The sequence below is a fragment of the Cedecea sp. Ae19-4 genome, from assembly GCF_059801165.1.
Genome location: NZ_JBCHWG010000003.1, coordinates 362,585 through 386,032 on the forward strand (window position 1 = coordinate 362,585; position 23,448 = coordinate 386,032).

The following is a 23,448-nucleotide window of genomic DNA, read 5'->3' on the forward strand; positions in this document are numbered from 1 at the left end:
GAAATCGCTACTCCTGACGTTGTTCTGACCGTGGGCAATCGAGCCTCAAAAGCTGCGCTATCCGGCCCTCTGGACTTGTTACAGTAACGTCGATGCTGACACATCCCAAAGACGATGTCTGCTGTTGATGCACATTCCATGCATCTGAAAGTGGAGGAACTTCTGGCTCGGTCTGCTCACGCGCGACTCGCCACAGCTGCCTTAGCTGCCATTGGCTGGTGAAACCCTGCTGCAATACACCGTGGTACCCCAGCAATGCGGTCATCACTATCGCAAACAGCGCCAGGGCAAATAGCACCTCCGGGAGGCTGAAGCCACGCTGCCGGGAAACTATCGAGGCAGTTTGCATAAGTCATCGTCCAGTAAAGGGCAAAAATCCAGCCAGCCCTGCGCGGAGGCCACTAATTTATTCCCCTGAAGTCCCCCCCAGCGCCACAATGTGAACGGTAGCGTGGGCCCTGCAACAGAACCGGAAGCAGCCAGTAAGGCCTCACCTTTATCGGTTAGATGCAGGCAGGCGTGCCACTGATTACGCGACTCAAACTGACATTGCCAGGTTCTCTGGGGTTGCCAGCTTTGTTTTTCCCCCCATGCCAGCGCAGATCTTGCAGCCGTCTGATTTTTAATAAACTGAATTTCGGCGGCAACCTCAAAGCGCTGGGCGCTAAGTTGCCGGGAAAGCCCACTCAGCATCAGAGAACCAACTGCAAGCAGCATCAATACCATCAGCAAAGAGGTGCTCCCTTTCTCTTGCTTGCCGCTCATGAATTTTCTCCACTCACCGTGTAGCTAAGCTCCACAGGACGCCCACCTTGCTTCAGATATGCAGCAAGACTCACGAGGAATAAAGGCCTGCCGGTTTTGCGATTCAGGCGAACCACGGAAAAATGCTGCACCACCAATTGCGTCGGGTCAGACATTCTTTCCCAGCCGGTACCTTCACAATGCTCTACGCCCTTTTGAGTCTCCAGGCTGCCGTTACGCAAGCGATAGCCCGTCTGTTCATTTTGACTACCAGGGGTCGTGTCCCACCGGCCATTACCGTTGGCATCCCACTGCAATACCACGCAGTTTCCGTTGTTCATAAGCTTTACAGCCTCCCCCTGACACTTCCCTCGGCAATAACCCGCACGCTGTAAATTTTTTCCAACGGTGAACGCCATTTGCCAAAGCGCTTCCTGCTGAGCAACGTAGCTGTACTGGCGTAAAACCTCGCCCTGCAAAGCGGGGAAAAGCCTTGAAGTGCCTAGCAGCAGCACGCTGCTCAAGGCCATCGCAATAAGCGTTTCGAGTAACGTAAACCCTCTCTGAGCGCTCAACATGACTTGTCTCCGGACATTTCGCACAGCCGGATGCGCCCCCAAACCGAGAGCGTCACTTTCCAGCGCCCGACCTGACTTTTCACAATAAGGTGGCCTGGCCAGGCTGTGTTGCGAATACCGTAGAAACCTAACCCGGCAGTCATATCCTCCACGACGATATCGTCAAACTCGGGGGTAAACGTCAGATTTGAGTTTCCCGAACAGTTTTCTTCAGCGGCACGGCTTGTCAGGCACCAGCTTTTCCCCAATTGATGCAGCGCCAAAAGATGGGTTTGGTTATGCCAGTTGGCATCATTTCTTAGCCGCGAGAGAAAGTGACTCAGTTGCTGAGCCGTTTGCCGCAACTGCACTCTCTGCTGCCACTCGTGCCAGCCGTGAAGCCCACCAGCGCTGAGTACGGCAACAATGGCTATCACCACCATCACCTCAATAACGCTAAAACCACGTTGGTTGATTCTCATGGGAGGAGTGTGGGCCACAGAAGTTGAATCAGCCAGTTCGCAAATCAGATGATGCGACACATATCGGAAGATAATTAAGGCGTTACGGAGAGTTGCATACGCTCTGGAATCAATGCCGAAGAAGCAAAACCAGGGCAAAAAAAACCGGCGCACTCAGGCACCGGTTCTGTCACTCTGTCAGCAGGTTAAATGGCGACAGGCGCTTTGATCGCCGGATGCGGATCGTAGCCTTCAATCTCGAAGTCTTCGAAACGGTAGTCAAACAATGACTCCGGCTTACGTTTGATAACCAGCTTAGGCAGCGCGCGCGGTTCACGGGTTAGCTGCAGACGTGTCTGTTCCAGGTGATTGCTGTACAGGTGCGTATCGCCCCCGGTCCAGACAAAGTCGCCCACTTCCAGGTCGCACTGCTGCGCCATCATATGCACCAGCAGCGCATAGCTGGCGATGTTGAACGGCAAACCAAGGAAGATGTCGCAAGAGCGCTGGTAGAGTTGGCAAGAGAGTTTGCCGTCTGCCACATAGAACTGGAAAAACGCGTGGCAAGGGGCCAGCGCCATTTTATCCAGCTCGCCCACGTTCCACGCAGAGACAATAATGCGCCGAGAATCGGGATCGTTTTTCAACTGGTTGAGCACGGTGGTTAGCTGATCAATATAACGCCCGTCAGGGGTTGCCCAGGAACGCCATTGCTTGCCGTAAACCGGGCCGAGATCGCCGTTTTCATCCGCCCATTCGTCCCAAATCGTCACCTTGTTTTCCTTCAGGTACGCGATATTGGTATCGCCATTCAGGAACCACAGCAGCTCATGAATGATCGAACGCAGGTGACATTTTTTGGTGGTAACCAGCGGGAAGCCTTCCTGCAGGTTAAAGCGCATTTGATGCCCAAAAATCGACAACGTGCCGGTACCGGTACGGTCCGCTTTTGGCGTGCCCTCTTCGAGCACTTTTTTCATCAAATCAAGATACTGTTTCATGTCACCTCACGAAAGTTGCTGCTGCGGACGGCGGTAAGCCCAGACCATCATAATGATACCGGCAACAATCATCGGAATCGACAGGATCTGCCCCATGCTGATGTACTGTACCCAGGTGCCGGTGAACTGCGCATCCGGCTGGCGGAAGAATTCGACGATGATACGGAACGCACCGTAGCCAATCAGGAACAGGCCAGAGACGGACCCCATTGGGCGAGGCTTACGAATAAACAGGTTCAGGATGATGAACAGGACAACCCCTTCCAGCGCCAGCTCATAAAGCTGAGACGGGTGGCGAGGCAGTACGCCGTAGGTATTGAACAGCGATTGCCATTCCGGGTGCGTTGCCAGCAGGCCAACGTCTTCACTGCGTGAACCAGGGAACAGCATGGCGAAGCGGAAGTTCGGGTCAACGCGGCCCCACAGTTCGCCATTGATAAAGTTGCCGAGGCGCCCAGCCCCTAAACCAAACGGGATCAGCGGAGCAATAAAATCAGAGACCTGGAAGAAAGTACGCTTGGTGCGGCGCGCAAACCAAATCATCACGCAGATAACACCGATCAGGCCGCCGTGGAAGGACATACCGCCGTCCCAGACTTTGAACAGGTAGAGAGGATCGGCAAGGAAGACCGGCAGATTGTAGAAGAAGACATAGCCCAGGCGTCCCCCCAGGAACACGCCAAGGAAACCTGCATACAGCAGATTCTCTACTTCATTTTTCGTCCAGCCGCTGCCCGGACGGCTGGCGCGGCGCCCGGCAAGCCACATGGCAAACACGAACCCGACCAGGTACATGAGCCCGTACCAGTGCAGGGAAACCGGCCCGATGGAGAAAAGCACCGGATCAAATTCAGGGAAACGCAGATAGCCACTATTCATCTGTCACCACAAGCTATTGTTACCTCACCCAAAATAGAAGGTGAGTGGCAAGTACGCACCACTCTCGATGCGCTCCGAAAGCAGCGGATCATAGCACAAACAGCCAGAGTGATTGATTACGGAAGTTGTAAAAGATGTGTAATGTCCCGGTGGTACCGGGGCATCCAGGGCGTATCCGGGAGTGTGAACCAACACCAAGCATCGAAGAAAACGAACAGGGAAACCCCTTTGGGGTTTTCGGAAGATGAGCCACAACAAGGGAAAAACCACGCTTTTTCCCTTGTTGTCAGACGGGGAAAATGTCCCGGTGAGATCGGGACATTGAGAACGGATCAGCGCCCACCGCGAATCAGGCCACCCATGCCGCGGCGCTCCATAAACGCAGCGACCTGGTGGCGTACTTCCGTCGCCATTTGAGCCTCAAGGGTACGCTGAGCAAGTACTTCGGCTTCTTCAAGCTGAATATGGCGTAACAGGTATTTAATACGCGCGACGGAACGGCCGTTCATTGAAAGATGACGGTACCCCATGCCCACAAGAATCGCGACGCACATCGGGTCACCGGCCATTTCGCCGCACAGGCACAGATCGAGGTCATAGCGCTCGGCCTCACGGGCAATCAGGTTCAGCGTACGCAGCATCGCCGGATGCAGGCTATCGTAAAGGTTAGCCACCCGCGTGTTGTTACGGTCAACCGCCAGCAGATACTGAGTCAGGTCGTTTGTACCAACGGAAATAAAATCAATACGCCCGGCCAGATGCCCCAGCATGAACACCATGGAAGGCACTTCAACCATCACCCCAAGCCTGAACTTCGGCAACTGGTAGCCTAATTCCTCTTCGACTTCCCGGCCCGCACGATCGATAAGTCTGCGCGCATCATCGATTTCATCAATGCTGGTGATCATCGGCAGCAGGATACTCAAATTCCCCGTAGCCGCATTCGCACGCAGCATGGCGCGGACCTGGATCAGAAAGATCTCTGGCTGATCCAACGTAATACGAATGCCTCGCCAGCCAAGACAGGGATTCTCCTCGCTGATGGGCATATACGGAAGCTGTTTATCCGCCCCGACGTCCAGCGTTCGCAGCGTCACAGGTTTGTCGTTAAACATCTGCAACATGCCCTGATACTGTGCAACCTGCTCTTCTTCGGACGGGAAACCGCTTTGCAGCATAAAAGGAATTTCGGTGCGGTACAGCCCGATGCCGTCGATACGGCTACCAAGCTGTTCTTCATGCTCAGGACTAAGCCCGGCATTCAGCATGACCTGCACCCGCTCGCCGCTTTTTAACGCCGCGGGCTGCTCCACATCATCTTCCGCCAGGCGACTAAGTTCGTTCTCCTCGGTCACCAGGCGCTGGTATTCCTGCAGCAAAACCGGCTCAGGATCCACCAGCAATTCACCGCGATAGCCGTCCACGATCAGCATTCGGCGATGCAGAGCCGATGGCTGAATATCCGCGCCCATGACGGTTGGGATACCGAGCGCACGGACCATAATGGCGGCATGAGAGTTTGCCGCACCATCGCGCACGACAACGCCCGCGAGACGGTTTTGCGGCAGTTCGGCAAGCGTGGTGGCTGAAAGTTCATCGGCAACCAGCACAAAGCGCTCAGGCCAGGTATTCGGGCTTTGAATCGTGTCATCGAGGTGGAACAACAGGCGCTGCCCCAGCGCTCTGAGGTCGCCCGCTCGCTCTTTCAGGTAGCTATCTGAAAGGCTGGCAAACTGTTCAGCAAACTTCTCCACCACCGTTTTCACGGCCCATTCAGCGACCAGGCCTTTATCTACCTCAGCAAAAAGCTCACGCCGCAGGCGCGCGTCGGTCAGCAGGTGAGAGTAAAGATCGAAAATCGCCGCAGTCTCTTTCTGAGCCCCGGCGGCAAAACGCTTGCTGTAGCGGCGGAATTCCCCGGAAGCCTCTTCCAGCGCGGCGGTCAGACGCTCACGCTCAAGCGCCGTGTCCAGGGTCGACGCTTCAAAAACTTGCTCCATCAGCGGGACGGTTGTGTCCATCCAGCCTTCGGCAATCGCCACGCCATGCGACGCAGGCAGCGCGCGAATACGGGTCTGGCGATACTGTCCAAACAGGGCCGCTAACTGAGACTGCGATAATATCCCGGCCATTTGCGTTGCCAGCGTAACGAGGAAAGACTCTTCGCTCTCATCGTACTGCCGGTGTTCACGCTGCTGAACAACCAGCACTCCCAGAAGCTGACGGCGCTGGATAATAGGCACGCCGAGGAACGCACGAAAACGCTCCTCTTTTACGGCGGGCACATATTTAAAGCTGGGGTGTTTTTGCGCATCTGCAAGGTTAATCGGCTCCGCGAGCCGCCCAACCAGGCCAACAATACCTTCATCAAATGCAAGCGTGACGGTGCGGCCGCGCGGTTTCTTTAACCCGCGCGTCGCCATAAGGTAAAAACAGCGGCGCTCGTGGTCGGCGAGATAAACCGAGCAAACCTCGGTATCCATCGCAAGGCAGATGTCAGTCACCAAAATGTCCAGCGCCTCATTGAGGCGCGGGGCACTGGCGACCTTTTCGACTATTTCTCGCAGACGGGTGAGCATTTTTCGCGTGACTTAACCTCTTTTACGTCGCCATGCCGGCGAGTTATTGCGTGGTGGCGTAACTTCCTGCAGTGGCATCACCACGCTGGCGAACTCTTTCATTACCCGGCGATAGACATCGCGCTTGAATGAAACAACCTGACGAACCGGATACCAATAACTGACCCAGCGCCAGCCATCAAATTCCGGCGTACTGCTGGTTTGCATGTTGATCTCACCGTCGCTGCTCAGCAACTGCAAAAGAAACCATTTTTGTTTTTGGCCGATACAAACCGGCTTTGTGTCCCAACGCACCAAACGTTTAGGTAATTTGTAACGCAACCAGTTTCGGGTCGAGGCAAGAATGCGAACATCTTTTCTTTGTAGACCGACTTCTTCGAAAAGCTCCCGGTACATTGCCTGTTCAGCGGACTCGCCAGGATTAATACCCCCCTGGGGAAATTGCCAGGAATGTTGGCCAAAGCGTCGTGCCCACATCACCTGTCCCTGCCGATTACATATTACGATCCCAACGTTGGGGCGGTAGCCATCATCATCGATCACCGGACTACCTCAAAACAAACTTAGATTGCATCGATTGTTTCATACAAGTGTCAGGCGGTAAACCACTCTCTCGGCGGCGCTCGCATGGAATAACATTTGAATAACTCACAAAAGAGAGCCGGGTTATAAACAGGGGATGGTCAAAACCGGCGGTTTTATTCACTTTTTCTGTGGATATAACTGTGAAGAACTACCGAATTACATCGGGACAACTCAGGACAACTAAAATAAGGAGCAATCCTGCCACACATTAAAGCCTTTAAATTTCATAATCATAATACTATAAAAATGACACACGAGTTTCATAATGTGATGATCGTCACATATGAAGATCGCCTACTGATGAAAGATCGCACAATGTTGTTTTTATCCACAGATTGTGCCAACAAGTTAGTCACAAATCGGTGATAAATTGTATTTTAGCGCCTCGTCAAGGCTGTAAATGGAACCAGTAGTCATGCTTTTTCCCAGTTATCCCACTTTTCTGTGGATAACATGGTGTAAGATCCTGTTCATTGTCAGTGACCAGATTTGGAAAAGCCTTTTTAATGTTGCTGCACCGAAACGGCTGCCTTTAAAAACTCATTATAAATCAGAATATTGTTAATCTTATCCTCAGACGACTAAACTAAGCTTTCGCTGTGCACAAAGTGCGTTCATTTTTTAACCAAAAAACATCAACGAGTTATGCAACCAATACGTCCGCTCATCACGCCCCCACGCAGTGAAGCCGAGCTGCTCCAACAGGCGCAAAGCGTCGCCGGTTATACCCTGGGCGAACTGGCCGCCTGCGCTGGCTTACAGACGCCGAAAGACCTGAAGCGCGATAAAGGCTGGATTGGCGTGCTGCTGGAGCTGTGGCTGGGTGCCAGCGCGGGCAGCAAGCCCGAACAAGACTTTGCCGCGCTCGGGATCGAACTGAAAACGATCCCGGTGGATAGCCTTGGCCGCCCGTTGGAAACCACGTTCGTCTGCGTCGCGCCGTTAACCGGTAATAGCGGCGTCATTTGGGAAACCAGCCATGTGCGGCATAAGCTCAAGCGCGTGCTGTGGATCCCGGTTGAGGGAGAAAGGCAGATCCCGCTTGCCGAGCGGCACGTGGGTTCTCCGCTATTATGGAGCCCTTCAGAAGAGGAAGAACAGCAGCTGCGCCTGGACTGGGAAGAACTGATGGATTTGATCGTGCTGGGCCAGGTCGAGCGCATTACCGCCCGTCACGGCGAAGTGCTGCAGCTGCGGCCAAAAGCCGCCAACAGCCGGGCGTTAACAGAGGCTATTGGCGCGGACGGCTCACCTATTCTCACGTTACCTCGCGGCTTCTACTTAAAGAAGAATTTCACCGCAGCCCTTCTCGCACGGCACTTCACGCTCTAATAGCCGCCGCAGAGAATGGAATCCAGGGTTCTGTCAGTAAGTACCGGGGAATGTTACATTTCCCTCGTCCTATTAAGAATTTACCGCTTTCTTTCCCCTGTTCATCAGGTTATTACTAAACTTATTAACAAGATCCCTTCCTGACGAGGAACATACCGATGACTAAATGGGCAGTAGCAATCTCCGCCATTGGTCTTGCCTTTGCCGTTTCAGGCTGCAGCAGTGACTACGTAATGGCCACCAAAGATGGACGAATGATTTTGACCGAGGGCAAGCCGAAGGTCGATGAAGATACCGGTCTGGTAAGCTATCGTGACCAGCAAGGTAATGAAATGCAGATCAACCGCAACGACGTTTCCCAGATTATTGAGCGCTAATCTCGCAGGGTCAGCCCCTCGGCTGGCCTGATGATTTTTCTTCTTTTCCCCTCTTTCGCTTTGCTCCGGCCTCTGCCATGTTTATAGACCTTTTGTCGGGTAACGATGCCTGACGAGTCAAAAGAACAACAGGAAGCCGGCTATGCACTATCACCGTATCCCCCACAGTTCACTTGAAGTCAGCACGCTGGGGCTGGGAACCATGACCTTTGGTGAACAAAACAGCGAGGCCGATGCCCACCAGCAGCTCGACTACGCCGTCAGTCAGGGCGTGAATCTGATTGATGTCGCGGAAATGTACCCGGTGCCGCCGCGCCCGGAAACCCAGGGCTTAACCGAGAGCTATGTCGGCAGCTGGCTTAAAGCTCGCGGCAACCGCGAAAAACTGGTTGTTGCTTCCAAAGTCACTGGCCCCACCCGCAACAACGACGCAGGCATCCGCCCAAACCAGATCCTCGACCGGAAAAACATCCGCGAGGCGCTGGATGCCAGCCTCAAACGCCTGCAAACCGATTACCTCGACCTCTACCAGGTTCACTGGCCGCAGCGTCAGACCAACATGTTTGGCAAACTGGGCTACACCTGGAGCGACACGACCTCGCTGCCGGTAACGCTGCTGGAAACCCTTGAAGCGCTGACCGAGTGCCAGCGTGCCGGGAAAATTCGCTATATCGGCGTCTCGAACGAAACCCCGTGGGGCGTGATGCGCTACCTGCAGCTTGCGGAAAAACACGATCTGCCGCGCATCGTGACCATTCAAAACCCTTACAGCCTGTTAAACCGCAGCTTTGAAGTTGGCCTGTCTGAAATCAGCCAGCACGAAGGCGTTGAGCTGCTCGCTTATTCCTGCCTCGCCTTCGGCGTGCTGTCGGGCAAATACCTTAACGGAGCCAAACCGGCCGGCGCTCGCAACACGCTGTTTAGCCGCTTCACCCGCTACAGCGGCGAGCAGTCGCAAAAAGCCGTTGCGGCCTACGTAGAAATAGCTAAACGCCATAATCTCGACCCGGCGCAAATGGCGCTGGCCTTCGTTCGCCGTCAGCCGTTTGTGGCCAGCACGTTGCTCGGCGCCACGACGCTGGAACAGCTGAAAACCAACCTTGAAAGCCTGCATTTGACGCTAAGCGAAGAGGTGATTGAGGAGATTGAAGCGGTGCATCGCCTCTATACTTACCCGGCACCGTAAAAAACTAAGGCTCTCCAAAAGAGGGCCTTTTTGCTATTTATGTTTGATTTGCCACAGCCACAGGGCACTAATCGCCAGCGCAAACACCGCCCCAAATCCAATGCCAATGCCAACGATGGACGCCCCGGTTTTCACCGCCAGTGAGAACAGACCCAGCATCAAAAGCATGGCCGTGTTTTCACCAAGGTTTTGCACGGCAATGGCGTTACCTGCCCCGACCGTGTGCTTGCCGCGCTCCTGGAGCAGCGCGTTAAGCGGCACCACAAAGAAACCGCCCAACAGGCCAATCAACACCAGCAAAGCGTAAGACGGCAACAGAGAATGCTGTAGAGCAAAAATCAGTACGCCAACGCCGATTAAAATCCCGGCGGGCATGCAGCGGGCAACGGTTTCCAAAGTCACCAGCTTCGCGGCTGCTCCGGCCCCCACCACAATCCCAACCGCAACCATCGCATTAAGGTAAGTCGGCGTCGCGTTATCCGTGATCCCTAACGCCACCGGTACCCACAGCACTAGCAGGAATCGAAGCGTCACGCCCGCCCCCCAGAATAGGCTGGTGCCTACCAGCGAGAAGCGCGTTTCTCCGCTGCGCCAAAGGCTGCGGCAGGCGGAAAAGAAACTGTGCGTCATCGGCTTGAAACGCCACGACTGGCCGGGGCGCGCGGCGGCAAGTTTAGGGATAAAGACGTTGGCAACCACCGCCCCGCCGTAAACCAGCGCGCAGACAACCAGCGCCGCCGTCAGGTTCCAGTCTGCCAGCACGCCGCCGGCAACGGATCCCAGCAGGATCGCCGCAATGGTAGAAGACTCCATCAGGCCGTTGGCCTTCACCAGCCGATCGCCAGTGGTCAGCTCGCCGAGAATGCCGTATTTAGCCGGTGAATAGGCCGCCGCGCCGATGCCCACCAGCGTGTAGCCGACAAAAGGATTCAGCCCCAGCGCAATGACCGCCGCACCCACAAGCTTCATGCTGTTCGCCAGCATCATCACTCGCCCTTTGGCGAAACTGTCGGCCACCTGTCCCACAAACGGCGCAAAGAGGATGTACGCGCCAACAAACACCATTTGCAGCACGGGCTGGCTCCAGTCCGGGTAGAACTGCTGCTTGAGCACCGCGAGCGTGGCGAACAACAGCGCGTTATCGCCAAAAGCCGATAAAAACTGCGCCGCGGTGACCGCCATCATGCCCCGGGACCACAACGAACCGCTATTGCCAGCCTGTTCAGCCATGGGCTTTCTCCGCTTCATCAACCTGTGCTTTCAGGGTGACAAAATCTGGTTTTCCGCTGCCTAGCACAGGCAGCTGTTTGAGGAAGCGAATATCGCGTGGCACCGCCAGCTCAGGCACGCCGTGCTCACGCGCATAATGCAGAAGTTTTTCGCGGTTAAGCTCGCTGTCGGTGGTAAACATCACCAGCGCCTCGCCTTTGGCGGCGTCGAGCTTAACGACCGTAGCATGCAATTTGTCCGGCGAAATGCCGATCGCCATCTGTTCGACCATCTCAAGCGACACCATCTCCCCAGCGATTTTGGCAAAGCGCTTCGCACGCCCCTGAATCACGCAATAGCCCTGCTCGTCAAAGGTCACGATATCGCCAGTGTCGTACCAGCCGGGTTCCATCTCACCCAGGCCATTTTCAGCCTCAGGCTTCTCCAGCACGCCCGGATTTTCCACGCGCAGATAGCCGTTCATGATGTTTGGCCCTTTTAGCTGTAGCCTTCCGCCCTGTTCAATACCGGGCACAGCCAGCAGACGAGCATCCATTGCCGGAAGAATGCGGCCCACGGTGCCCGGTTTCGCCGCCATCGGCACGTTGATAGACACCACCGGCGCGCACTCGGTCACGCCGTAGCCTTCCAGAATGCGCAGGCCAAACTTGTCCTGCCACAGCTGCTTCGTGCTTTCCTGCAGCTTTTCTGCCCCGGCAACTACATAGCGCAGGCGGAAGAAATCATACGGGTTAGCAAAACGGGCATAGTTGCCGAGGAACGTCGAGGTGCCAAAGACCACCGTGCAATTGCGGTCGTAAATAAGCTCCGGCACCACGCGGTAATGCAGCGGACTTGGGTAAAGGAACACTTCCGCCCCGGTCAGCAGCGGCGTGAACAGCCCCACAGTCAGGCCAAAAGAGTGGAAGAGCGGCAGCGCGGACATAAACCGGTCATCGGCGGTGAAGTCCGCGATGGTGCGAATCTGCTCTACGTTGGCCAACAGGCTTTTATGGCTGTGCACCACGCCTTTTGGATTGCCCTCCGAGCCGGAGGTAAACAGCACCATCGCCGCATCTTCCGGCTGCTGTTTCACCTGGGCCAGGCGAGGCGCAAGCAGATGAGCAAAGATCCACATTTTATCCTGCAGGGTGATGGTGGACCTTAAATCTTCCAGATACACCCAGCGCACCTGCGTCAGTTGTTCCGGCAGGTGCCACAGTTTGCCCTTATCCAGGAACTGCCGGGAGGTAAAAACCGTCTTGATTTGCGCCGCCGTAATCGCGCTGGTCAGCCCTTTTACGCCAGCCGTGTAGTTCATCATTGCCGGAATACGGCCCCGGGATGAAGCGCCAAAAATCACCGCCGCGCTGATCGCCGCATTCGGCAGCATCAAACCAATGGTTTCACCCTGTTCGCTGTATTTATCGAGGATTCGGCCCACAAACAGCGTTTTTTTCAGCAACGAACTGTAAGTATCTGGCTTGAACTTTATGTCTTCAATACAGTTTTTACTCGAACCATACCGATCCTTCGCCGCCAGCAGCGCCTCAAAAAGCGTCTCACGCGGGCGCACGGCCATGCGCGCTTCCATCATGATTTGGTGCAGCATCTCGCCGGCCATTTTACGGCGATCCCTGGCCCGTGGGGCTTCTGGCATTGCAATCGACGTTGGCGGAAGAAGATGCAGGGTAATACGCGGGAAAGCCCGGCGTTTTACTAGCCCTTTCAGGCGGCTAAAGAAAGTCAGCTCCGCGCCGTCGATGCGCAAAGGCACCACCGTGGCCTGTGCTTTGGCCGCCACAAATCCAGCTCCATCGTAGATTTTCATCAACGATCCGGTCACGCTGATGCGTCCTTCCGGGAAAATCACTACCGGGCGCCCCTGTTCCACCAGGCGCACCAGGTGCTTGATAGACATCGGTTTGGTCGGGTCCAGCGGAACAAAATCAATGAGCGGCTTAAGCCAGCGCATAAACCACTGCTGGCTTATTGAGGAGTAGACCGCAAATACGGGGCGCACCGGCAGAAAAAGTGCAACCAGGATCCCGTCCAGAAATGAGACGTGGTTTGGCACAATCAGCACCCGCTGGCGTTGAAGCACCTGCGGATCGCCGGAAAGGGTTACCCGGAACAGAATGCGAAATAGCGCACGGAAAAAAGCAAGAAGCATAGCGACTCTCTTTGTCGTCTGTCGGTCAGCATTAAGTGTAGAGTCGCAGAGTACACCAGTTGCGTTAAGTGCGGGAGGGGGCTCAAAAAATGGCAAAAAAAAACCTGCGCATCTGCGCAGGTTGGTGCAAAAGAATTGTACTCAGCAGAGTACCAGGAATTCTCACCAATCAATACCTCTGGGATCCGAATTGTCTCGTGCCGCCAGCGGCGAAACCAGCGGCAAAAAGCAAGGGAATGAGCCCAAGTGCAACCAGGTGTTTAAATTTTCGATTCTTGTTACAGGCGGCTGGATTCAGGCAAAAAAAAACCTGCGCATCCGCGCAGGTTGGTGTAATTCATAGGATCAGCAAATAATCGCTGACTTCACCTATCAATACCTCTGGGACCACAAATGTAGCAGCGGCGTCTTCCATTAAGCTATGCTGAAATCGCAACAGCCGACTGCAAAATGTAAGCAAAGATTTGGGCGGAAACGTTTAAAAATCCGCGACATGCACTAAAAAGAGGCAACCTCTTGAAGCAAGTGTAACCGTTACACGCTTTCACCTTGATTTTGCTCTACTTTGCAATATTCCCATCAGTTGTTGCCTTGCAGTCATCAGGGAATTCCGTAAAACTAAACGCAGTGTAAACGATTACCCCTAACAGGAAGGCTTTTCATGGCGACAATTAAGGATGTGGCTCGGCTGGCTGGTGTGTCTGTCGCCACGGTTTCACGCGTCATCAACCACTCCCCAAAAGCCAGCGATGCCTCAAAGCAGGCGGTGAATAGCGCCATGGAAGCGCTGAATTATCATCCCAACGCTAACGCGAGAGCCCTTGCCCAACAGGCCACGGAAACCATTGGCCTGATCGTGGGCGACGTTTCCGACCCCTTCTTTGGCGCGATGGTTAAAGCCGTGGAGCAGGTTGCCTACCGCACCGGCAACTTCCTGCTTATCGGCAATGGCTACCACAGCGAACAAAAAGAGCGCCAGGCCATTGAACAGCTTATTCGCCACCGCAGCGCGGCGCTGGTCGTTCACGCCAAAAAACTCCCTGATGAGGAGCTAATTTCGCTGATGAAGCAAATCCCCGGTATGGTGCTCATTAACCGCATTGTGCCAGGGTTTGAGCAGCGCTGCGTTGCGCTGGATGACCGCTACGGCGCCTGGCTTGCGACGCGCCATTTGATTCAGCAGGGGCACACCCGCATCGGCTACATCTGTTCCAACCACCAGATATCGGACGCAGAAGACCGCCTTCAGGGCTACTACGATGCGCTCCGCGAGCACAATATCCCCGTCAACGAGCGTCTGGTGACCTTTGGTGAACCCGATGAAAGCGGCGGCGAGCAGGCCCTGACGGAGCTGCTGGGACGCGGCAAAAACTTCACCGCCGTGGCCTGCTACAACGACTCAATGGCCGCCGGGGCGATGGGCGTGCTGAACGACAACGGCATTGATGTTCCCGGTGAGATTTCGCTGATTGGCTTTGATGACGTGTTAATTTCACGCTACGTGCGGCCCAGGCTGACCACGGTTCGCTACCCGATTGTGACCATGGCGACTCAGGCAGCAGAGCTCGCGCTGGCGCTGGCCGAAAACCTGCCGCTGCCGGAAATCACCCATATGTTTAGCCCGACGCTGGTGCGCCGACACTCGGTGGCCTCTCCGGGCGACAACGCTTAAAGCGTAAGTTGATAAAGATGTACGGGCTGGTCGGGGTAATCCAGCCCGTCGCCAATGTAGCGCCAGCCAAACCGTTCATAATAGGTCTTACAGGCCGAATACAGATACAAAGACTCAAAACCCAGCTGGCGGGCATATTCCACGACGTGTCGCTGTAAAATCTCGCCCAGTCCCTTTCCTCGCTGGCTTTCATCAATATACAGCGCCGCCAGCCAGGGCCAGAGATCCTGCCGGCTGATCAAATCACAGCGCCACAGCCCCACGGTCCCCACCATCTTTTCGCCCTCCAGCGCAATAAACGTCAGGGGCATTTCGCCTTCCCGCTGGCTGGCGGCAACAATAGACGCAAAAAAGCCTCGGCTTTCCTGACTGCCAAACGCCTGCCAAAGCCACTCCGTGACTTGCTCTGCGTGCTGAGGGGCCTGGTACAACGGGACAATTTTCACAACGATATACTCCTAAAAAACCACACCAAATTCTGAAAGCGTGATCCGGGACGACAATTTGCACGGCGAAACGGCAAGGCCGCTTGCGGGCGAAACTCCTGTGATAAACTGCTGGAAAATCGCGACAGCGTCCAGATCGGGAAGGAAACAATGGTAACAATGTTAGATGTCTCGTTACGCGCAGGGGTTTCCAAAGCGACGGTATCTCGCGTGTTAAACGGCACCGGACAAGTTAAAGCAAGCACCCGCGAACAGGTATTTAAGGCCATGGAAGAGCTGGGCTATAAGCCTAATTTTCTGGCACGATCGCTGGCAAACCGCAGCAGCAACAGTATCGGGCTGGTTGTCTCCACCTTCGATGGCTTCTACTTCGGGCGCCTGCTGCAGCAGGCTTCACGCCGCACGGAATTCTACGGTAAACAGCTGATTGTCACCGACGGGCATGACACGCCTGAAAAAGAGCTGGATGCCGTACAAATGCTGGCGGACAGGCACTGCGACGCCATCGTTCTCTACACGCGTTTTATGAGCGAACGGGCGTTGATGTCGCTGATGAATGCGATTCAGGTGCCGCTGGTCGTCATTAACCGGGACGTCACCCAGGCCCGTGAACGCTGCGTCTTCTTCGAGCAGCAGGATGCCGCCTTTCAGGCCACCGAATACCTGATCCAGCAAGGTCACCGGGAAATTGCCTGCATTACCGTGCCTATTTCCACGCCAACCGGCAAGGCGCGCCTGATGGGGTACCGGAAAGCACTGCAAAAACATGGCATTGCGTGGGATGAGAACCGGGTGAAATACGGGGATTCCAGCATGACCGAAGGGCACCACCTGTGCCAGGAGCTGCTGACCAGCGGCGTGAGCTTCAGCGCGCTGTTTTCCTGTAACGATGATATGGCGCTGGGTGCTTCGAAAGCGTTGCACCAGGCCGGGATCCGTATTCCACAGGATATTTCGCTGTTCGGCTTTGACGACGCGCCGAGCGCCCAGTGGCTGGAGCCGGCGCTGTCATCCGTCTATCTGCCCATCGACAACATGATCATTACCGCCATCGATCAGGCCATTAAGCTAGCGAGCGGCGAACCGTTAGCCCCCATCCCACCATTTGTGGGGACGCTGGTACTGAGGGACTCCGTTGCACCCGGCCCCTTTTTCGAGGCCGGACGGAAAGTCTCAAAGTAGCTCGAGCGCCAGCAGCTCCTGAATCGTCTGGCGGCGGCGAATCAGGCGCGCGCTGCCGTTATCAAACAGCACTTCCGGCAGCAGCGGACGACTATTGTAGTTAGAGGACATAGAAGCCCCGTATGCGCCGGTATCGTGCAGCACCAGGTAATCACCCGGTTTTACCGGCGGCAGCAGGCGGGTTTCCACCTTGCCGCCTTCCTGCTGGGTAAACACATCTCCGGACTCGCACAGAGGCCCCGCCACAACCGTTTCTTTCGGCTGCAGAGCAGACAGATCCCGCCCGTCACCCGGCAGCGCGGAAATATGGTGGTAGCTGCCGTACATAGACGGACGCATCAGATCGTTAAAACCAGCGTCGATCAGCACAAAGTGGCGGGATCCCATATCTTTCACCGCGCGCACCTGCGAAACCAGCACCCCGGCTTCCGCAACCAGGAAACGCCCCGGCTCGATCTCCAGCTTCACCGGGTGCCCCAGATGAGCGGCAATTTTTTCGCGCGCGGTATTCCACAAGCCGAAATAGTGATCGGTATTGATCGTTTCCTCACCTTCACGGTAAGGAATGGACAGCCCACCGCCCGCAGAAATCGCCTCAAGATCCTGGCCGAAGTCGATGACCTGCTGCACCATCGCGCCGCACACCTGTTCGAGATGGCCATAATCCACGCCGGAACCAATGTGCATATGGATACCCACCAGATGAATGCCGTAGCGCTGCATAGCTTCCAGCGCTCTCGGCATATCGCTCAGCCAGATACCGTGCTTACTGTTCTCGCCGCCGGTGTTGGTTTTCTGGCTGTGCCCGTGCCCAAAGCCCGGGTTAATACGCAGCCAGACACGGTGCCCTGGCGAGACCTCGCCGAGCTGATGCAGCATATCCACAGATCCTATATTGACCGGGATTTTCTGCTCGGCCACCAGCGCCAGCGTGGCGTTGTCGATCACGTCGGCGGTAAAGACGATATCATCCAGGTTTTCCAGCGGCTTGTAGCCTGCCGCCAGCGCGCGCTCGATTTCCCCCTGCGACACCGAATCCACCTTCACGCCCTGCTCACGCATCAGTTTCAGGATGTGGATATTCGAGCAAGCCTTTTGGGCAAAGCGAATCACATCAAACTGGCGCAGTTTGGCAATTTGCTGGCGAATGATCTCCGCGTCATATACCCAAACAGGGCAGCCAAATTCAGCGGGCAGGGTCAGCAAGTTTTGCGCGTTCAGCGCGGTGGCGGTGTCGTGCAGCGAGCGTGGCATGGTGAACTCCGGTAAACGTCATTTTCCCTATTACGCCACAGAAAGTGAGGGATAAAAAATATCGTTTTCTAGCGAGTCTATTCAAATATGATATGGTTTAGAAAATGCCCCTCACCCTAACGCTCTCCCCAGAGGGGAGAGGGGAGAGTTTAATGCCCAATGCAATTTCTGTTTCCCCCTTCCAGGGAGAGGGCCGGGGTGAGGGTAATCAACATCAGCGGAACAACACCATGCCAGCCATCAACCTGCGCCACATCGAAATCTTCCACGCCGTGATGACGGCCGGCAACCTCACCGAAGCCGCAGGCCTGCTGCACACCTCCCAGCCCACGGTCAGCCGGGAGCTGGCGCGCTTTGAAAAGCTTATCGGCCTGCAGCTGTTCGAGCGCAGCCGGGGCCGCCTCTACCCCACCGTTCAGGGACTGCGGCTGTTTGAAGAAGTTCAGCGCTCCTGGTACGGACTGGATCGTATTATTAATGCCGCCGAAAGCCTGCGTGAGTTCCGCCAGGGCGAACTGTCTATTGCCTGCCTGCCGGTATTTTCTCAGTCATTTCTGCCGCGCCTGATACACCCTTTCCTGGCCCGCTACCCGGAGCTCAGCCTGAACATCGTGCCGCAGGAATCCCCGCTGCTGGAAGAGTGGCTTTCCGCCCAACGCCACGACCTGGGGCTGACGGAAAACATCACCACGCCTGCCGGGACGGAACGCCAAACCCTACTCACTCTGAATGAAGTTTGCGTGCTGCCCGCCGGGCACAAACTAGCCGCGAAAGCAGAACTCACACCGCAGGATTTTGCCGGGGAAAATTACATCAGCCTGTCAAGAACCGACAGCTATCGGCAACTGCTGGACTCGCTGTTTCAGGAATATGACGTAAAACGAAGAATGGTGGTGGAAACGCACAGCGCCGCGTCCGTCTGCGCGATGGTTCAGGCGGGGGCTGGCGTATCTATCGTCAACCCGTTAACCGCGCTGGATTACCACGAACGCGGCGTGGTGGTACGCCCGTTCAGCGTGGCGGTGCCTTTTACCGTCAGCCTGATTCGGCCCCTGCACCGCCCGGCATCAGCCCTGGTCAGCGCGTTCAGCGACCACTTACAGCACAACATGCATCTGTATAGCGACCCGCTCAACGCGCTGCTCAACCGCTAGCTTATTGCCCGGTCACCGGCTGCTGATGCCCCGTGCCGTTGCTGAAGTTAATCAGGCAAAGTATCAGGCCAACCACTGCCAGCGCAGCAGCGGCCACCGGCACCGCCGTCAGGCCGAAGCCACGGTCAATGACCGTGCCGCCAACCCAGGCACCGAGCGCATTGCCGACGTTAAAGGCCGCAATATTCAGCGTGGACACCAGATTAGGTGCTTCTTTGCCGTGCAGCACCACGTTGATTTGCAGCGCCGGTACCGTGGCAAACGCCGCCATCGCCCACAGGAACAGCGTGATTTCCGCCAGCCATGCGGCATGACTTGTCCAGCTGAACAGTAACGAAAAGACCGCAATCAGGCTAAAGCTGAGGATCAGGCTGAATGACACCCGCCAGTCCGCCAACCGCCCACCCAGAATGTTCCCCACCGTCAGCCCCGCACCAATCAGGAACAGCGTCCAGCTCACGCCCTCTGGCGTAATGCCTGTCACCTGTAGCAGCATCGGTGCAACATAGCTGAACAGCGCGAACATCGCCGCAGAGAAGAACACCGTCATACTAAGCGATAGCCAAAGCTTGCCGTGCGCCAGCGCTTTGATTTCGCTTTTTAAGTCAGTGGCTTCTTCATCTTTCTGCGACGGCAGGCTCACTCCCAGCGCCAGAAACGCAATCACCCCAATCACGGCCACGCCCCAGAAAGTAGCTCGCCAGCCGTAAAGCTGTCCGAACCAGGTGCCAATCGGCACGCCCAGCACGTTAGCCAGCGTCAAGCCGGTGAACATCAGCGCCACCGCCGAAGCCTTGCGCCCGGCAGGTACGAGGCTTGCCGCGACGACTGCGCCAATCCCGAAGAACGCGCCGTGGCACAGCGCCGTAATAACGCGCGCCAGCATCAGGAAGTTGTAGCTCAGCGCGAGGGCGCACAGCAGGTTGCCAACAATGAAAATCACCATCAGCAAAATTAACGACAGTTTGCGCGGCAGTCGGGCGGTCAGCAGCGCCATGATAGGCGCGCCAATGGCGACCCCCAGCGCATAGCCGCTGATTAGCCAGCCGGCGACGGGAATGGAGACATGGAGATCCCCTGCCACTTCGGGCAGCAGTCCCATAATCACGAACTCCGTCGTGCCGATGGCGAACGCACTCATCGCCAGCGCCAGTAAGGAAACAGGCATTGTATAACTCCGGTTGCAGACATGATGAAAAGCCATTGCTGTGCGCAATCGCCTGTAGTGTGTGAGGATTTCAGAGGAGCAGCTTTTTGGAATAATGTGCGCTACATAACAAATTTATAACACATTAGCGGCCGGGCATGACCCGGCTCGTCGTGGGGAAAAAACACTACTTACGCTTATTCAATTGATATATAAGGATAAACTATTACTCTTCACCGCACATAAAGCGAACTGCATCGGCGGCGTGGATGGCGGCGGTATCAAACACCGGCAGCGGGCAGTCCTGCTGGCTGAGCAGCAGGCCAATTTCGGTACAGCCGAAAATAACCCCTTCCGCTCCCTGCGCCTGCAGCACCTGAATCACCTGCTGATAATAGCGCTTCGACTCAGGGTTGATCACCCCGAGACACAGCTCATCGAAGATGATCTGGTTGATACGCTGACGCTGGGAGGCGTCAGGAATAATCGAGCGGATCCCGAACTGCGCCTGCAGGCGGCCACGATAAAAATCCTGTTCCATGGTGTAGCGCGTGCCAAGCAAGGCCACCTGGCTTACGCCCTGAGCCGCAATCACCCGCCCGGTGGCGTCGGCAATGTGCAGAAACGGCAGCGAGCAACGGGATTCAATATGCTCCGCGACTTTGTGCATAGTGTTTGTACACAGCACAATGCCTTCAGCCCCGGCCTTTTGCAGCCCCAGCGCCGCCTCGGCCAGCATCTCACCGGCCTTGTCCCACTCACCGGCAGACTGGCAGGCCTCAATCTCGTGAAAATCGACGCTGTGCAGCACAATTTTGGCCGAATGCAGCCCGCCCAGACGCTGTTTGATCCCTTCGTTAATTAATCGGTAGTAAGGAATGGTGGATTCCCAGCTCATGCCGCCCAGCAGCCCAATCGTTTTCATTGTCATCCCCTTTTGCCATTTCCCTTCGGTTATAACCCTTATTCCGGTAAGAAAAAAGCCTCCGAAGGGAGGCTTTAAAAGGAATGCAGCGCGCTAAACAATTTCCAGCTTTTTCTGCCTATCGGCCATGACATTGCGCATTAGCACGTAGCCACAGGCGCCAATCAGGCCAAGCAAAGCCGCCAGCACGACGATGAGGGATTTCCCCGGGCCTTCTTTTTTCAACGGCAAAGAAGGATTCATATGATAGCGGAAGGGCTGGAAGTCAACGTCGTTAACCTTGACCTGCGCCAGTTTAGTTAAATAGTACTCCCGATTTTGAACGCTGGCGTTTAATTCCGCCACATCTTTAAGCGCGGATTCAATTTTCAGTTTTTCGGCCAGCCCATCAGCCCCCAGCGCAACCGAGTAATCAGGATCGTCTTTTACCGCTTGCCCATTGCTGTATACCGGCTTTTTAATTCCCGCCGCGTTAGCAACTTCAAGCGAGTAGCCCAGACGCTGAATATTCACTTTATGCTGGTTTTCGAGGTTTCTCTTATCCAGCTCGAGTTTATCTTTCTCTACCGCGCTTTTTAATTCAACGCTATAGCGTAAATTTTGCACAATATCCTGATTAACTCGCTGCGCAATAAAGTGAATATAACCGCTCAGCACATCCCTGGCCTCTTCTGGATTCGGTCCAGTGAAGCTTAAAGCCCATGAGGTATAGGGGATGGCATCCGGCAGTTTAGAATCTGCGGTATTTACCGATTTGAATTTTGCAGCCGTTTCCTGAATAGCCCGGTGTAGTTTTACGCTATCGTCCGAGTTAACGGCATTAACAAGCTTTTTAACATACTCAGAATTGGCCAAATACTCTTCACGCAACGCCTGCGAGTCAAAGTCTTTCAGGAAGGCTTGATAAACATGCCCGGCGTCGACATTAGGCGCTGCATCCAGAACCGTCAGCTCAACCATCGTGCGGTGCAACTCGATTAGCTGAGAGGATTCTGGCGGCGTAATAACGGCCTTGCTTGACCATTTCTGCGGCATCAAAAAGCTAACGCCCAACCCGGCTAATGCAGCAGCAAATGTGATGGCAATTATCGTTTTTTTTGCCGCGAAAAGGGTACTTAACAGGTGAATCAAATCAATTTCCTGACTCGATTCAGTTATCACCGAAAACGCACGGATATCTTCCACAGGAGCATTTTTTAATTCAATTGCGGACATGTTAACCAACTCATAATAGATGCCAGACGAAACTATACCGACAGGAAACTAATGGATTGAGCACAGAGCTAAATAACAAAAAAATAATCAATGATATTTAACACCACGTATTCATAGAACCGAGCATGGTTGAAGAGAAGCAAAGCATTGCGCCATTATTCCCAAGAATAATCCTAAAAACAACCATCAAATATTGAGATTTGTTTTTTTTCAGAAATAGAAAAGCGATCCAACTCACTTTTCATGGTGTGTCAGATCAGAGACTGCGTTAAGTTTGGCAAAGCATACTCTCAGCACGTTGTGGAAATTAATCGAATGAAAAATATATGTTAACTCTCATTGAGATCACATTAGAGAGAAAGGGCTATCGGTTCTTCACGGGAAAGAAGCAGCTTTGCCCGGGAAGATTCCCCCTCTTCTTCGTGCCAAAAACGGGCGATCTCGGTCTGAACCCAGTCGCTAAAATAGCCCACTCGCGGCAGCTCCCGCTTGCCCTGGGGGATCTCCAGCCAGTAACCATTTCCGCTTTCAAGCTCCAGCTCCGCCAGCGGCACCAATAACCCGCCACGCAGCTCGTTGCGGATCATCATCCTGTCGAGCACCGCATAGCCTGCCCCGGTCACACAGGCGTTGATCACCTGATCCTCGGTGCTGAACTCCAGCCCGCCGGAAAGCAGACTGTCATTTTCTCCCGTCGCAGCAAGCCAGCGCGACCAGTTATCCAGTCGGATGTCGCCGTTAAGAATATGCAGCTGTGACTGCGAGGCCAGCGGGGGAAAGACGCCGTCAATCATCAGCAGCGGGCTGGCCACCAACAGCAGTTTTTCATGGCACAGCCACTGCCCCCGTCCTTCACTTTCCTGGCGGGTGCCAAAGCGGATGGCGCAGTCAAAATCGCTGTATTTCTGCCGGGTTTCACTGATAAGGGCAATTTGTAGCTGGCCGTTGCGCTGGCGAAGCGCCACCAGCCGCGGTGCCAGCCAGCGGGTGGCAAAGGTCGGAGCAACCTGCAGGCGAAGATGCTGGAGAGGATTGCGCAGTTGAACGTGGCACACGCCCTCTTCAAGAATATCCAGCGACTGGCGTACCACCGGCAACAGCAGCATAGCGTCCTGGGTCAACTCCAGCCCGCTGTGGGTACGCACGAACAGCAGCTTGCCGAGAAACGCCTCGAGCTGTTTGATTTGCCGACTGGCCGCGCTCTGGGTAATGCACAAGGCCTGCGCCGCTTTGCTAAAGCTAAGCGTCCGGCAAGTCTCTTCAAAGACCCTTAACATACTGAGTGACGGGAGTTTTCTCATTGTTGTCATTATCCGCGGGCGAGCGCCAGTCATGTTAATAATATGTTTCTAACCTGCCCTGAAACACCA

General features: G+C 55.1%; 22 protein-coding genes. 6 read left to right on the plus strand and 16 right to left on the minus strand.

Features of this window, described 5'->3' with window-relative positions:
• Positions 1 to 7: 7 nt before the first annotated feature.
• From AAIE02_RS19630 to rppH, 8 genes are all read right to left on the minus strand, one after another.
• Positions 8 to 349 (minus strand): prepilin-type N-terminal cleavage/methylation domain-containing protein, encoded by a 342-nt coding sequence (locus AAIE02_RS19630; RefSeq protein WP_498533091.1) that lies wholly within the window; start codon positions 347 to 349, stop codon positions 8 to 10.
• The gene (locus tag AAIE02_RS19635; RefSeq protein WP_008458454.1) at positions 331 to 765 is read right to left on the minus strand and encodes a DUF2509 family protein; all 435 of its coding nucleotides are present in this window, start codon (positions 763 to 765) and stop codon (positions 331 to 333) included. The genes AAIE02_RS19630 and AAIE02_RS19635 overlap by 19 nt, the downstream gene beginning before the upstream one ends.
• Complete coding sequence (locus tag AAIE02_RS19640; protein WP_166995924.1) at positions 762 to 1,322, minus strand: prepilin peptidase-dependent protein; 561 nt, start codon at positions 1,320 to 1,322, stop codon at positions 762 to 764. Before AAIE02_RS19640 ends, AAIE02_RS19635 begins: the two co-directional genes overlap by 4 nt.
• Positions 1,316 to 1,783, minus strand: a complete 468-nt coding sequence (locus AAIE02_RS19645; protein WP_498533092.1) for a prepilin peptidase-dependent protein — start codon at positions 1,781 to 1,783, stop codon at positions 1,316 to 1,318. The genes AAIE02_RS19640 and AAIE02_RS19645 overlap by 7 nt, the downstream gene beginning before the upstream one ends.
• A 185-nt stretch (positions 1,784 to 1,968) precedes the next feature.
• Positions 1,969 to 2,763, minus strand: a complete 795-nt coding sequence (gene thyA, locus AAIE02_RS19650; RefSeq protein ID WP_008458459.1) for a thymidylate synthase — start codon at positions 2,761 to 2,763, stop codon at positions 1,969 to 1,971.
• Between the two features lie 6 nt (positions 2,764 to 2,769).
• A complete protein-coding gene (gene lgt, locus AAIE02_RS19655; protein WP_008458462.1) occupies positions 2,770 to 3,642 on the minus strand; it encodes a prolipoprotein diacylglyceryl transferase in 873 nt (290 codons plus the stop codon).
• Between the two features lie 332 nt (positions 3,643 to 3,974).
• Positions 3,975 to 6,221 carry a phosphoenolpyruvate--protein phosphotransferase gene (ptsP, locus tag AAIE02_RS19660; RefSeq protein ID WP_498533093.1) on the minus strand — a complete coding sequence of 749 codons (2,247 nt, stop codon included), beginning with the start codon at positions 6,219 to 6,221 and terminating at the stop codon, positions 3,975 to 3,977.
• Positions 6,222 to 6,233: 12 nt separating this feature from the next.
• Positions 6,234 to 6,764 carry an RNA pyrophosphohydrolase gene (gene rppH / locus AAIE02_RS19665; protein ID WP_008458467.1) on the minus strand — a complete coding sequence of 177 codons (531 nt, stop codon included), beginning with the start codon at positions 6,762 to 6,764 and terminating at the stop codon, positions 6,234 to 6,236.
• Between the two features lie 687 nt (positions 6,765 to 7,451).
• Between rppH and mutH the strand changes: the two genes are divergently transcribed.
• The 3 genes from mutH to AAIE02_RS19680 all read left to right on the plus strand — a co-directional run bounded on the left by mutH (position 7,452) and on the right by AAIE02_RS19680 (position 9,701).
• On the plus strand, positions 7,452 to 8,138 hold the full coding sequence (gene mutH / locus AAIE02_RS19670) for a DNA mismatch repair endonuclease MutH (RefSeq protein ID WP_008458468.1): 687 nt from the start codon (positions 7,452 to 7,454) through the stop codon (positions 8,136 to 8,138).
• A 158-nt stretch (positions 8,139 to 8,296) separates the two neighbouring features.
• The gene (locus AAIE02_RS19675) at positions 8,297 to 8,515 is read left to right on the plus strand and encodes a YgdI/YgdR family lipoprotein (protein ID WP_008458470.1); all 219 of its coding nucleotides are present in this window, start codon (positions 8,297 to 8,299) and stop codon (positions 8,513 to 8,515) included.
• 142 nt (positions 8,516 to 8,657) lie between these two features.
• The gene (locus tag AAIE02_RS19680) at positions 8,658 to 9,701 is read left to right on the plus strand and encodes an NADP(H)-dependent aldo-keto reductase (RefSeq protein WP_008458473.1); all 1,044 of its coding nucleotides are present in this window, start codon (positions 8,658 to 8,660) and stop codon (positions 9,699 to 9,701) included.
• A gap of 33 nt (positions 9,702 to 9,734) precedes the next feature.
• Here AAIE02_RS19680 and lplT read toward each other — a convergent pair whose 3' ends face one another.
• Together lplT and aas are read right to left on the minus strand one after the other, a co-directional pair.
• Entirely contained in the window at positions 9,735 to 10,931 is a 1,197-nt protein-coding gene (gene lplT / locus AAIE02_RS19685) for a lysophospholipid transporter LplT (RefSeq protein ID WP_008458475.1), read from the minus strand.
• Complete coding sequence (gene aas / locus AAIE02_RS19690) at positions 10,924 to 13,083, minus strand: bifunctional acyl-ACP--phospholipid O-acyltransferase/long-chain-fatty-acid--ACP ligase (protein ID WP_498533094.1); 2,160 nt, start codon at positions 13,081 to 13,083, stop codon at positions 10,924 to 10,926. Before aas ends, lplT begins: the two co-directional genes overlap by 8 nt.
• A 661-nt stretch (positions 13,084 to 13,744) precedes the next feature.
• Here aas and galR point away from each other — a divergent pair.
• On the plus strand, positions 13,745 to 14,755 hold the full coding sequence (gene galR, locus AAIE02_RS19695) for an HTH-type transcriptional regulator GalR (RefSeq protein ID WP_008458479.1): 1,011 nt from the start codon (positions 13,745 to 13,747) through the stop codon (positions 14,753 to 14,755).
• On the opposite strand, the gene AAIE02_RS19700 is transcribed toward galR, so the two are convergent.
• Positions 14,752 to 15,201, minus strand: coding sequence for a GNAT family N-acetyltransferase (locus tag AAIE02_RS19700; RefSeq protein WP_336819637.1), 450 nt, complete (start codon positions 15,199 to 15,201; stop codon positions 14,752 to 14,754). The two genes, galR and AAIE02_RS19700, sit on opposite strands and share 4 nt — an antisense overlap.
• A 150-nt stretch (positions 15,202 to 15,351) precedes the next feature.
• On the opposite strand from AAIE02_RS19700, the gene AAIE02_RS19705 reads away from it, so the two are divergent.
• Complete coding sequence (locus tag AAIE02_RS19705; RefSeq protein ID WP_498533095.1) at positions 15,352 to 16,383, plus strand: LacI family DNA-binding transcriptional regulator; 1,032 nt, start codon at positions 15,352 to 15,354, stop codon at positions 16,381 to 16,383.
• Here AAIE02_RS19705 and lysA read toward each other — a convergent pair.
• The gene (gene lysA, locus AAIE02_RS19710; RefSeq protein WP_498533096.1) at positions 16,375 to 17,637 is read right to left on the minus strand and encodes a diaminopimelate decarboxylase; all 1,263 of its coding nucleotides are present in this window, start codon (positions 17,635 to 17,637) and stop codon (positions 16,375 to 16,377) included. The two genes, AAIE02_RS19705 and lysA, sit on opposite strands and share 9 nt — an antisense overlap.
• A gap of 230 nt (positions 17,638 to 17,867) precedes the next feature.
• On the opposite strand from lysA, the gene AAIE02_RS19715 reads away from it, so the two are divergent.
• Entirely contained in the window at positions 17,868 to 18,791 is a 924-nt protein-coding gene (locus AAIE02_RS19715) for a LysR family transcriptional regulator (RefSeq protein WP_166878279.1), read from the plus strand.
• Between the two features lies 1 nt (position 18,792).
• Here the strand turns inward: AAIE02_RS19715 and AAIE02_RS19720 are convergent, their stop codons facing one another.
• The 4 genes from AAIE02_RS19720 to AAIE02_RS19735 all read right to left on the minus strand — a co-directional run bounded on the left by AAIE02_RS19720 (position 18,793) and on the right by AAIE02_RS19735 (position 23,379).
• Positions 18,793 to 19,959 carry an MFS transporter gene (locus AAIE02_RS19720; RefSeq protein ID WP_008458489.1) on the minus strand — a complete coding sequence of 389 codons (1,167 nt, stop codon included), beginning with the start codon at positions 19,957 to 19,959 and terminating at the stop codon, positions 18,793 to 18,795.
• A gap of 205 nt (positions 19,960 to 20,164) precedes the next feature.
• Positions 20,165 to 20,863 (minus strand): aspartate/glutamate racemase, encoded by a 699-nt coding sequence (locus tag AAIE02_RS19725; protein ID WP_336983618.1) that lies wholly within the window; start codon positions 20,861 to 20,863, stop codon positions 20,165 to 20,167.
• A gap of 93 nt (positions 20,864 to 20,956) precedes the next feature.
• Positions 20,957 to 22,078 carry an LPS O-antigen length regulator Wzz(fepE) gene (gene wzz(fepE) / locus AAIE02_RS19730; protein WP_336983617.1) on the minus strand — a complete coding sequence of 374 codons (1,122 nt, stop codon included), beginning with the start codon at positions 22,076 to 22,078 and terminating at the stop codon, positions 20,957 to 20,959.
• A gap of 350 nt (positions 22,079 to 22,428) precedes the next feature.
• Complete coding sequence (locus AAIE02_RS19735) at positions 22,429 to 23,379, minus strand: LysR family transcriptional regulator (protein WP_498533097.1); 951 nt, start codon at positions 23,377 to 23,379, stop codon at positions 22,429 to 22,431.
• Positions 23,380 to 23,448: the final 69 nt, after the last annotated feature.